The sequence below is a fragment of the Duganella sp. GW821-FHT01E12 genome (assembly GCF_059422325.1).
This window is the reverse complement of record NZ_JBWKWR010000015.1, coordinates 1-11,859: the sequence shown is the minus strand read 5'-3', so window position 1 is coordinate 11,859 and position 11,859 is coordinate 1. Positions and strand designations below refer to the sequence as shown.

Genomic DNA, 11,859 nt, shown 5'->3' with positions numbered 1-11,859 from the left:
GAGGGAAGCGCCTGAAACAATTGGTAACGCTTACTTGCCTGGCGGTGGCTGATCGGCCGGCGCGGCCGGCGCGCCCTGCCCCGGCTGCGCGCCTTCGGCCAGCGGCGCCGATGCCGGCGGTGGCGGCGGCGCGTCGGCCGGCTTCATCATGCCCGCGCCCGGCGCCACCATCATGGTGGGCGCAGGCGCGGTGATCGCCGAGACCGGCGCCGGCGCCGACACCGCCAGCCAACCGGAAGCCGGCAGCAGCGGCACCAGCAGCAAGGCCACGATGTTGATGATCTTGATCAGCGGATTGACCGCCGGGCCGGCCGTGTCCTTGTACGGGTCGCCCACGGTGTCGCCGGTCACGGCCGCCTTGTGGGCGTCCGAACCCTTGCCGCCGAAGTGGCCGTCCTCGATGTATTTCTTGGCGTTGTCCCAGGCGCCGCCGCCGGTGGTCATCGAGATCGCCACGAACAGGCCGGTGACGATGGTCCCCATCAGCATGCCGCCCAGCGCGGCCGCTCCCAGCAGCATGCCGACGATGATAGGCACCACCACCGGCAGCAGCGACGGGATGATCATTTCCTTGATCGCCGACGCGGTCAGCATGTCGACCGCCTTGTCGTACTCCGGCTTGCCGGTGCCGTCCATGATGCCCTTGATGTCGCGGAACTGGCGGCGCACCTCCACCACCACGGCGCCGGCCGCGCGGCCCACCGCCTCCATCGCCATCGCGCCGAACAGGTAGGGGATCAGGCCGCCGATGATCAGGCCGACGATCACCATCGGGTTCGACAGGTCGAAGGTGATGCTCTTGCCGGTCGATTCCAGCGCGTGCGTGTAGTCGGCGAACAGCACCAGCGCGGCCAGGCCGGCCGAGCCGATCGCATAGCCCTTGGTGACGGCCTTGGTGGTGTTGCCCACCGCGTCCAGCGGATCGGTGATGGCGCGCACCGATTCCGGCATGCCGGACATTTCTGCGATGCCGCCGGCGTTGTCGGTGATCGGGCCGTAGGCGTCCAGCGCCACGACGATGCCGGCCATCGACAGCATCGCGGTCGCCGCGATCGCCACGCCGTACAGCTGGCCCAGCTGGTACGACACCAGGATCGCCGCGCACACCGCCAGCACCGGATAGGCGGTGGACTTCATCGACACGCCCAGGCCGGCGATGATGTTGGTGCCGTGGCCGGTGGTCGACGCTTCGGCGATATGCTTGACCGGCGCGAAATCGGTGCCGGTGTAGTACTCGGTGATGTAGACCATCAGCCCGGTCAGCACGATGCCGACCACGGTGCAGCCCATCATCTTCATGCGCATGGCCTCGTCCGGCCAGATCTGCCAGGTGACGACGGCGAAGCCGACCAGCGACAGGCCGGCCGCCCACCACAGCCCGGTGTACAGCGCCGACATGATCTTCTTGCCCGGCTTGGCCTTGACCATCGAGCAGCCGATGATGGACGCGATGATGGACACCGCGCCCAGCAGCAGCGGATAGACGATGGCCGAGGTCGGCGCCGACGTGATCAGCAAGGCGCCCAGCAGCATGGTGGCGATCAAGGTCACCACATAGGTTTCGAACAGGTCGGCCGCCATGCCGGCGCAATCGCCGACGTTGTCGCCGACGTTATCGGCGATCACCGCCGGATTGCGCGGATCGTCCTCGGGGATGCCGGCCTCCACCTTGCCCACCAGGTCGGCGCCCACGTCCGCGCCCTTGGTGAAGATGCCGCCGCCCAGACGGGCGAAGATGGAAATGAGCGAGGCGCCGAAGGCCAGGCCGATCAGCGGCTTGATCACATCGTGCGGATTGAGCGGCGGATTCGGCGCGCCCGGCGCCATCCCCGTCAGGAACATATAGAACAGCACCACGCCCAGCAGGCCCAGGCCGACCACCAGCATGCCGGTGATCGCGCCGCCCTTGAAGGCGACGTCGAGCGCCTCGTTCATGCCCTTGGTGGCCGCCTGCGCCGTGCGCACGTTGGCGCGCACCGAGACGTTCATGCCGATGAAGCCGCAGGCGCCGGACAGCACCGCGCCGATCAGGAAGCCGACGGCGGTCTTCATGTCGAGCAAGGCGGCAATGAGGATGAGCAGCACCACGCCGACGATCGCGATGGTGCGGTACTGGCGCGCCAGATAGGCGGCGGCGCCCTGCTGGATGGCCAGTGCGATTTCCTGCATGCGGGCGTTGCCCGCGTCCTGGCGCAGAATCCAGCTTCGAGACCATAAACCGTAAATCACGGCGATAACGCCGCACGCAACTGCAAACCAAAGACTAGCTGCCATAGTGTCCCCTTATTTTTATTGATCGAGCCTACAAACCCACACTTCAGAAAACCAACGCCCGCCGGGTAGGCAAGCGCAGCCAACTAAACCTGCGAACTGCAACACTTCATAAAACGGGATGGCATCCAGCCGATTTCAGGCGCAAAAAAAGCGGACACTCGGTCCGCTCTACTTTAACGCTTATTCCGCCAGCGCGGCAAACGCGCTGTCGCGAATTTGCTCGACGGGACCGACGCCGGCGATGCGGCGATATTTCGGCGCGCCTGGCTGGCCCGATTGTGCCCAGTTGTTGTAGTAGCTCAGCAGCACTTCGGTCTGGTTATGGTAGACGTCCAGGCGCTTCTTGACGGTTTCGGCCTTGTCGTCGTCGCGCTGCACCAGCGCTTCGCCGGTGACGTCGTCCTTGCCTTCGACCTTGGGCGGGTTGAACTTGACGTGGTACACGCGGCCCGAGGCCGGATGGCTGCGGCGGCCGTCCATGCGCTCGATGATCGAGTCGTCCGGCACGTCGATTTCCAGCACGTAGTCGACCGCCACGCCGCTGTCCTTCATCGCATCCGCTTGCGCGATGGTGCGCGGGAAGCCGTCGAACAGATAGCCGTTGGCGCAGTCCGGCTCGGCCAGACGGTCCTTGACCAGGCCGATAATGATGTCATCCGATACCAAACCACCCGCATCCATCACCTTCTTGGCGGCCAGGCCCATTTCCGTGCCCGCCTTGATCGCGGCGCGCAGCATGTCGCCGGTCGAGATTTGCGGAATGTTATATTTTTCCTTGATGAAATTAGCCTGGGTGCCTTTGCCGGCTCCTGGTGCTCCTAAAAGAATAAGACGCATGAAAAATTCCTAAAACAGATATGGATGTGGGTTAGTTGGTATTGGATCGTACGAAACTTACCACAAAACTTCGTCTCAACGCCAATTTGTGACGGTTTGAACCGTTCTTAGCTGGCGAAACCGGGGTGCGGAGAGATATTCCGTATGAATATCGCACCGTTGTCTTCGTTATATCAGTTGTTACTGACTGCTGGCTGACGGGTTGTTTGATACAAATCAATAGAACTGTCGGACGCGGGCCAGGTCTTCCGGCGTATCCACCCCGGCCGCCGGGGCCGAGTCGGTCACGTGGACCGCGATGGGATAGCCGTGCCACAGCACGCGCAACTGCTCCAGCGCTTCGATCGATTCCAGCGGCGACACTTCCAGCGCCGGATAGGCTTGCAGGAAGTCGTTGCGGTAGGCGTACAGTCCGATGTGGCGGAGCGGTACGTAACCGTCCGGCAGCGTGGATTTAGACTGCGCAAAGGCGTCGCGGTTCCAGGGTATGGTCGCGCGCGAAAAATAGAGTGCCCGGCCGGCCTTGTCCAGCACCACCTTGACCACGTTCGGGTTGAAGGCGTCGGCGGCGTCGTGCAGAGGGTGGGCGCAGGTGGACATGGGCACGTCGGCGCCGATGCGCGCGGCGGCCGCCTGCAGCAGCGCCGGGTCGATCAGCGGCTCGTCGCCCTGCAGGTTGACGACCACGGCGTCGGCCGGCAGGTTCAGCGCGCGCGCCACCTCCGCGATGCGGTCGGTGCCGGACGGATGGTCGGCGCGGGTCATGCACACTTCCACGCCGTGCTGTACGCAGGCGGCGCGGATGTCCTCGTGGTCGGTGGCGACGATGATGCGGGCGGCGCCGGCCTGCTGCGCGCGCTCGGCCACGCGCACCACCATGGGCTTGCCGCCCAGGTCGGCCAGCGGCTTGTTCGGCAGGCGGGTCGAGGCCAGGCGGGCCGGGATGATGACGATGAAGGACACCGGCTAGTCCGCCTTGTCCTGCAGCGTGCGCGCCTCGTCGGCCCACATGATGGGGATGCCGTCGCGGATAGGGAAGGCCAGGCGGTCGCCCTTGCAAATCATTTCCTGGGCTTTTTTATCGTACTCCAGGGGGCCTTTGCAGACCGGGCATACCAGGATATCAAGCAATCGAGCGTCCACGACATTTCTCCACAATTTGTTCGGCCAGCGCGCCGTCGAGGTGCGCCGTCACCGGGACGACCCATAGTCGCGGGTCGTCTCTGAGTTCTTCAATTTGCGCACATTTTACTGCATCCTTCTCGGTCATCAAGATCAGGTCCGCATCGAGCGCGGCAAACGGGCGGTCCTGGAAGTCGTGATGGTCGGGCAAAGGCAGTTCCGTGATCCGCAGGCCGGCGGCCTTGAGCATGCCGAAGAAGCGCGCCGGGTTGCCGATGCCGGCGGCGGCGGCCACGCGCAGGCCGGCGCCGTTGCTGGCCTCGGCCAGTTCGGTGAGCGCGCGGCGCTGGCCGCGGTCGCGCAGCTGCTCGGCGTGCGCGCCGGCCAGCGTCATCTGGACAGGCGCGGCGCCGCCCGCGCCGACCGAGCGCGCCAGTTCGTCGGTCAGCACCGGCGTGTTGATGACGGTGAAGTCGCGCCGGCGCGATACCGGCTCGCGCAGCGGGCCGGCCGGCAGCAGCCAGCCGTTGCCGGCGCCGCGTCCGTCGAACAGGATGATCTCCACGTCGCGCTGCAGGGCGTAGTGCTGCAGGCCGTCGTCGGTCAGCAGGATGTCCACCTCGGGATGGGCGGCCAGCAGCGCGCGGCCGGTGGCGGCGCGGTCGCGGCCGACCAGCACCGGACAGCCGGTGCGCTGTTTGATCAGCAGCGGCTCGTCGCCGACCTGCGCCGGCGTGGATGCGGCGCCCACCTCGCGCGCTTGGCCGCCATCGCTGCCGTGGCCGCGCGAGATCACGCCCGGCCGCATGCCGGCCGCCTGCAGCGCTTGCACCAGCCAGATGGTCAGCGGCGTCTTGCCGGTGCCGCCGATGTAGATATTCCCCACCACCACAACCGGCACCGGCAGCCGCGAGGACTTCAGCAGGCCGGCGCGGAACAGGGCCGCGCGCAGGCCGCTGAGCGCGCGGAACAGCAGCGACACCGGCCACAAGACGCAAGCGAGCGGGCCGCGCCGCAGCCAGTTGCGCGTCAGCGTGGTTTCAAGCGCCGACGCTTTGGAGGGAGTGGATGTGGACACGCGGACTGCGATTACTTTGACGCGCCACTGGTCTGCGCGGCGAAGGTCAGCTTTTCGTAGCCGGCGATGCGCGCCGCTTCCATCACGTTGATGACCATCTGGTGCATCGCGAACTGGTCGGCGTTGACGATCACCACCGGCGACTTGCCGGCCGCGCCGCCCTTGTCGGCGGCGTTCTTCATGGCCTGCGCGAAGCCGGCCACGTCATGGAACGATACCGGCTCGCCGTTGATCGTGTAGTTGCCCTTGGCGTCCACCGTCACGTCCAGCTCGAACGGCTTGTCGGCCGCCTTCTGCGCGTCGGCGGTCGGCAGCGTGATCTGCAGTTCGGTGAACTTGCTGTAGGTGGTGGTCACCATCAGGAAGATCAGGATCACCAGCAGCACGTCGATAAACGGGATCAGGTTGATCTCGGGGTCTTCGCGATGCCGGCCTTTGCGGAAGTTCATGCGTCGTCCTTACTTGCGCTTGCAGTGCACGACATCGACAAACTTCACCGCCTGCTGCTCCATCTCGATGATGAAGCTGTCCACCAGCGCGCGGAAGTGGCGATAGAAGACCAGCGTCGGCATCGCGATCGCCAGACCGAAGCCGGTGTTGTACAAGGCCACCGAAATACCGTGCGCCAGCTGCGCCGGATTGGAACCGGTGGCGTTCTGCGCGCCGAAAATCTCGATCATGCCGACCACCGTGCCGAACAAGCCCATCAGCGGCGCCAGCGTCGCGATGGTGCCCAGCGTGGTCAGGAAGCGCTCCAGCGTGTGCGCGACGCCGCTGCCGGCCTCCTCGATGGATTCCTTCATCACCTCGCGCGGCGAATCGATGTTGCGCAGCGCGGCCGACAGCACCACGCCCAGCGGCGAACTTTTCTCCAGCTTGTCGATGACGTCCGCCGTGATATTGCCGCCACGGTAGACCTGCACCACCTCATCGAGCAGCTTTTTCGGCAGGATCTTGCTGCGGCGCAGATAGAGCAAGCGTTCGATGATCAGCGCGGTCGCGACGATCGATGCGACCAACAACAACCAGATAGGCCAACCGGCGGCTTGTAATATGGCGAGCAAAAGGAACTCCTGTCTAGATAAACACCCGAAGGCGCAATGTATCTTGTTGGGCCGTCCACGGCAAGTGGCGGATGACAGGCGGAACGCCGCCCCCGGAGCGCCCGCGCTGGCGCCGCACGAGTTCTGCACATTTTCTGTGGACAATTGTGTGCGCAATGGCCAGCCAGACCATCCAAGCCATTGATTTTAAACAAGAAAATATTAAAGCTCAAAAATAGCGCAATTCAAGCGCCCCGGCCCGCTTTTTGCCCAGCAAAAGTTGTGCCCAGTTATGCCCATATTCTGTTGATAAGATTGTGCGCAAGGCACGCCATGCATATTCAACTCATTGATTTCAATCAATTTTCTTTCCATGCGTAAAAATCTGGCATATGGAGTTATCCACGCCCAAAGCATTGCCTTCTCAACAATTTCAGCCACCAAAAGTGGCCGGCAAGCCCGGCGTGTGGAGTTCTGCACAAAAAATGTGGATAAGATTGTTAGCAAGGATAGCCACTCCCAGCAAAGCCTTTGATTTATAAGGATATTTTTTCCATGCGTAAAAATAGCGCAGGAAAAACCGGCCAAAATTGCGCTGCCGGCGGGCTGGTATGGTTGTGGACTTCTGCACACATAATGTGGATAAGATTGTGAGCAACGCCTCCCACATAGTGAAAGATCGTTGATTTATAAGGGATTTTTTGCCGTGAGTAAAAATAGTGCAGGCCGGCGTTTTTGACCATTTTTCATAGCTAAAACCGGGTTTTCCACCGGCCCGCCAAAGTCCGCTAGCGATAATGCCCGGCTATCGGCGCAAAGCAGGCAGTTCTGCACATTTTGTGTGGATAAGATTGTGAGCAAGGCCGTACAGCATGATCAAAGCCATTGATTTATATCGTTTTTATTGCCCTGCGCAAAAATGAAGCAGGCAGTTTTTTATCCCCAGCCCGGCCGGCGGCCCACACGGACCACTCCGCCGCCCTCATTCACCGCCATACGTCGCCTGGGGGCAAGTCGGGAGTTTTGCACATCTTCTGTGGATAAAAGTGTGCGTAATGCCCTGCATCACTATCTAAGTCATTGATTTGTCACAATATACTTTCTCTGCGTAAATTTTAGGCATGATAAAATCAACAAGAAGAAAATAGCTATCGCTCACCAAAGTTCCACACATCTTTTGTGGATAACTTTGTGCGTAACTGCCGGTGGCTGTGTCAAAGTGCTTGATCCATAAGGGTTTTTCCCCGTTGCACGCAAATACGGCAGAAATGTTTACCCTTTAAAATCATATACCTACCTATAATACTTACCGCTTTAGATGCTCTATGACCGCTGTGTGACTGAAATCGCAAAGTGTGGATAGTTTCCTTTTTTGAAACCTATGATCTTCGACGACCACAACGCCCCCGCCCCTGCCGCCGCCCCCGTGATGACCGTTACCGCGCTCAACCAGGCGGTTGCGCGGCTGCTGGAGCGCACCTTCCCGCTCACGTGGATATCCGGCGAGGTGTCCAACTTCACCAAGGCCAGCTCGGGCCACTGGTACTTCACGCTCAAGGACGACGCGGCCCAGGTGCGCGCCGTGATGTTCCGCGGACGCGCCCAATACGCCGGCTTCATCCCGCGCGAGGGCGACAAGGTCGAGGTGCGGGCGCTGGTCACCCTGTACGGCGCGCGCGGCGATTACCAGATCAATGTGGAAGCGATACGCCGCGCCGGCGTCGGCTCGCTGTTCGAGGCCTTCCAGCGGCTCAAGGAGAAGCTGGACGCGGCCGGCCTGTTCCACCCCGAGCGCAAGCGCGCCTTGCCGCTGTTCCCGCGCACCGTGGGCATCGTCACCAGCCCGCAGGCGGCCGCGCTGCGCGACGTGCTGACCGCGCTGAAGCGGCGCGCCCCGCATGTGCATATCGTGCTGTATCCGACGCCGGTGCAGGGCCAGGGCGCGGGCGAGAAGATCGCCGCCGCCATCGACACCGCCTCGCTGCGCAACGATTGCGATGTGCTGATCGTCTGCCGTGGCGGCGGCAGCATCGAAGACCTGTGGTCCTTCAACGACGAGGACGTGGCCTACGCTGTGGCCAACTGCCGCATGCCGGTGATCTCCGGCGTCGGCCACGAGACCGACTTCACGATCTGCGACTTCGCCGCCGACCTGCGCGCCGCCACGCCGACCGCCGCCGCCGAACTGGCCGTCACGCCGCGCGCGGACTGGCTGGCGTCCCTGCGCGCCGACGTGGTCGACCTGCGGCGCGCGATGCGGCGCAGCGTCGGCGAAGCGTCGCAGACTCTGGACAACTACACACGGCGCCTGCTGAGCCCCGGCGCGCAGATCCGCCAGCAGCGCCTCAGGCTGCTGGCGCTGTCCACCGCGATGACGCACGCGAACCGCGCCCCGCTGTCGCAGGCGCGCTTCCAGCTGGACCGCCTGAGCGGCCGCCTGGGCGCACGCAAGCCGGATGTGACGGCGGCTCGCGCAAGACTGTCGGACTTCCAGCACCGCGCCGCGATGAGCGTCTCCACGCAGCTCACGCAGCGGCGCGACGCGCTGGCCGCGCTGTCGTCGCAGCTGGAGCTGCTCAATCCACAGCGCACGCTGGAACGCGGCTACGCCATCGTCACCGACGAGCAAGGCGCCATCGTCCGTGCGCCGGCGCAGCTGAAGCCGCGCAGCACGCTCAATGTGCGCCTGGCCGAAGGCAGCGCCAAGGTGGGCGTGGAGTCCGTGCAGCCTTCGCTGGACTAAATCCAACGCGCGTCGCAACCAGCTTGTGCCGCGTCGGAAGTCGTGATATTTTTCGCAACCATTCACGACTTTTGATAGCCATGAAAAATCCGCGTACCTGGCTGCACCTGCTGGGCGCAGCGCTGCTGCCGCTCACCGCCCATTCGGCATCGGTGGACGTCGACATCAAACTGCTTTCCGCCGACGCGCTGGAAGTGAGCTTCGCGCTGCCCGAACACTGCACCGCCCTCGCCTTCCTCAAGGACGGGCGCGGCGGCCAGGAGATCCGCGCCGCATGGCAGAAGCAGAACGATTGCGCCGCCGCCGAGGGCGATCAGCTGAAAAGCGCCGGCGCCTGCACCGCGCGCTTCCGCGTGCCGGCCACGATGCAGAAGATCAGCGGCTATCCGGGTTCCTTCCCCGCCCCCGGCGGCATGTACGTCCACAGCTCCAACTACGCGCTGGCCGACAGCTGCGGCCCCGTGACCTACCGCTACCACGCGGCGGACATCGTCATGGACGGGCACCGCTACCGCGATACGGCCACCGCCAACGCGGCCGCCGGCGGCGACACGCCCGCCATGCTGATGCTGGCGCCGCAGACCACTGCCTCGCTGGACTACTTCGATCCGCGCCTGTCGCCAGCGACGGTCGCGCAGATCCGCGAGGTGGCCGATGGCACCATCGCCTACCTGAGCAAGCAGCTGCCGCTGGCGGTCTTCAGCCGTCCCGTGATCGCCGCCATCGCGGCCAGCGAGCCAGGCGGCCCGAATGTCGGCGGCGATGCCGGCAACATCCTGCGACTGGCGCTGTTCAACTGGCCGCAGGCGCCGGGGCCGGATGAGAAAGCCAAATTGACGCTGCTGGTCTCGCACGAATTCAGCCACCGCTTCCAGCTGCGCGACGCGGTCGATGTCTATCCCGATGCGCGCCTGGTCAACGAAGGCGGCGGCGAGTTCCTGCGCTGGCTCACGTCGGTGCAGCAGGGTTGGCTCAGCCGGCAGCAAGCGGCGGCGGACGTGGACAAGGCGCTGGCCGAATGCATGCTGTACACCGAAGGAAAAAGCTGGCGCGCACTGACGCCGCGCGAGATCGGCAGCCAGCGGCTGGAATACCTGTGCGGCTTGCCGGCCTACGTCTACGGCCTGGCGGCGCGCCAGGGATCGGGAAGCGCGCTGGCGCGCTTCGACGGCTTCTACCACCAGCTGCGCCAAGGTCAGGTGCCGGACTTCCCGCAGGCGCTCGAATGCGGCGACACGGCTGGCTGCAAGGCGCAAGTTCTGCCGGCGCTGCTGTCGTCCGGCGCGACCATGGAACGGCAGTGGAACGACGTGCTGCCCAAGACCGGGCTGGCGGCGCTGCGTCCACCAAGCCAGCCGCTGCGCGACCGGATGATCCTGCGCGCCGTCGTCAAATTGATGAAGGACGATTGCGCGGGCCGCAGCGGCACCACCGAGACGCCGCAGGGCATCATCCTGGACGGTATATCGGTGTGCAAGTCCATCCACCAGGACAGCTACGCGACCAGCATCGAAGGCCATCCGGTGTTCGGCGACGCCGCCACCGGCCCGGCCATGACCAATGCCTGTCAAACGCGGCACGAAGTAGCGTTTGGCTTGAAGGACGGCGGCAAGCTGGTGGTCCCCTGCCAGACGCCGTACCAGATGCACACGGCGTTCTACGCGATCGACATCGATAAGGCGCTGGCCGCGTTGATGCGCCAGTAGGGAACCTTCAGCTTGCCCGCGACGCTCAGGGCTTGAACGTGCGCGCCTCCAGTGCGACGTTGACGCTGGCCGCATCCGCATCGGCCGCGCTGCGCGCCAGCAGCACCTTGTAGCTGCCCTTGGCGATGCGCCAGCCCTTGCTGCCGCTGTCGTACATCGCCAGCAGGCGCGGATCGACGGTCACGCTGACTTCCCGGCTTTCGCCCGGCGCCAGTTCAACCTTATCCCAACCGGCCAGGCGCTTGGGCGCTTCCCACTTCGCGCCTTGCGGCGCCACGTACAGCTGCGGCACGTCCTTGCCCTTCACCGCGCCAGTGTTGGTCACCTTGAAGCGCAGCTGCAGCTTGCCGTCCTGCTGGCTCGCGGCCAGGCCGGAGTAGGCGAACTGCGTGTACGACAGGCCGTGGCCGAACGGGAACAAGGGCTTCAGTCCCTTCAGGTCGAACCACTTGTAGCCGACCGCCGCGCCTTCGTGATAGTTCACGTCGAAGCGCTTGCTCTCGTCCTTCGGATCGCCGTCGAGCACAGGCCGTGGCAGCTGGCTGGCCGAGACCGGGAAGGTCGCAGGCAACCGGCCCGACGGATTGACCTCGCCGAACAGCACACGGGCGATGGCCTCGCCGCCGCTGGTGCCGGCGTACCACGCCTGCACCACCGCGGCGCTCTGCCCCAGCCACGGCATCAGCACCGGGCCGCCGGTCTCCAGCACCACCACCGTCTTCGGATTGGCCTTGGCCACTGCGGAGATCAGCGCATCCTGGTTGTCCGGCAGCGACAGCGAGGCGGCATCGACCGACTCACCCGTCCACTGCTGCGCGAACACCAGCACCACGTCGGCGTCGGCCGCCGCGCGGGCCGCCGCTGCGGCGTCCACGCCGTCGTGATAGACCACGCTGGCGCCCGGCGCGCGCGCCTGGATCGCCTTCAACGGCGACGACGGATGGTAGACCACGGGGCCGGGCCAGCTGGCCGGGCCGACGCCGGTGACGGCGCTGCCGCCCACCGGATACACCAGCGACGAACCGCCGCCGGCCAGCACGCCCACATCCGCATGCG

The 11,859-nt window shown here is 64.7% G+C and carries 10 protein-coding genes; 2 read left to right on the top strand and 8 right to left on the bottom strand.

Features of this window, described 5'->3' with window-relative positions; translation table 11 throughout:
- Positions 1 to 30: 30 nt before the first annotated feature.
- From AC07WS_RS27775 to AC07WS_RS27745, 7 genes are all read right to left on the bottom strand, one after another.
- Positions 31 to 2,274, bottom strand: coding sequence for a sodium-translocating pyrophosphatase (locus AC07WS_RS27775; RefSeq protein ID WP_494732178.1), 2,244 nt, complete (start codon positions 2,272 to 2,274; stop codon positions 31 to 33).
- Positions 2,275 to 2,454: 180 nt separating this feature from the next.
- Positions 2,455 to 3,111 (bottom strand): adenylate kinase, encoded by a 657-nt coding sequence (gene adk, locus AC07WS_RS27770; protein WP_494732177.1) that lies wholly within the window; start codon positions 3,109 to 3,111, stop codon positions 2,455 to 2,457.
- A 216-nt stretch (positions 3,112 to 3,327) separates the two neighbouring features.
- Entirely contained in the window at positions 3,328 to 4,074 is a 747-nt protein-coding gene (kdsB, locus tag AC07WS_RS27765; protein WP_494732176.1) for a 3-deoxy-manno-octulosonate cytidylyltransferase, read from the bottom strand.
- A gap of 3 nt (positions 4,075 to 4,077) precedes the next feature.
- A complete protein-coding gene (locus tag AC07WS_RS27760) occupies positions 4,078 to 4,254 on the bottom strand; it encodes a Trm112 family protein (RefSeq protein WP_117014700.1) in 177 nt (58 codons plus the stop codon).
- Positions 4,235 to 5,311, bottom strand: a complete 1,077-nt coding sequence (gene lpxK, locus AC07WS_RS27755; RefSeq protein ID WP_494732175.1) for a tetraacyldisaccharide 4'-kinase — start codon at positions 5,309 to 5,311, stop codon at positions 4,235 to 4,237. The genes AC07WS_RS27760 and lpxK overlap by 20 nt, the downstream gene beginning before the upstream one ends.
- A gap of 11 nt (positions 5,312 to 5,322) precedes the next feature.
- On the bottom strand, positions 5,323 to 5,760 hold the full coding sequence (locus tag AC07WS_RS27750) for an ExbD/TolR family protein (protein WP_494732174.1): 438 nt from the start codon (positions 5,758 to 5,760) through the stop codon (positions 5,323 to 5,325).
- A 9-nt stretch (positions 5,761 to 5,769) separates the two neighbouring features.
- Positions 5,770 to 6,375, bottom strand: a complete 606-nt coding sequence (locus AC07WS_RS27745; protein WP_494732173.1) for a MotA/TolQ/ExbB proton channel family protein — start codon at positions 6,373 to 6,375, stop codon at positions 5,770 to 5,772.
- Between the two features lie 1,360 nt (positions 6,376 to 7,735).
- Here AC07WS_RS27745 and xseA point away from each other — a divergent pair.
- Entirely contained in the window at positions 7,736 to 9,097 is a 1,362-nt protein-coding gene (gene xseA / locus AC07WS_RS27740; protein ID WP_494732282.1) for an exodeoxyribonuclease VII large subunit, read from the top strand.
- An 80-nt stretch (positions 9,098 to 9,177) separates the two neighbouring features.
- Positions 9,178 to 10,803 carry a hypothetical protein gene (locus tag AC07WS_RS27735; RefSeq protein ID WP_494732172.1) on the top strand — a complete coding sequence of 542 codons (1,626 nt, stop codon included), beginning with the start codon at positions 9,178 to 9,180 and terminating at the stop codon, positions 10,801 to 10,803.
- A gap of 25 nt (positions 10,804 to 10,828) precedes the next feature.
- Here AC07WS_RS27735 and AC07WS_RS27730 read toward each other — a convergent pair.
- On the bottom strand, positions 10,829 to 11,859 hold a 1,031-nt coding region (locus AC07WS_RS27730; RefSeq protein ID WP_494732171.1), incomplete at its 5' end, for a glycoside hydrolase family 3 C-terminal domain-containing protein.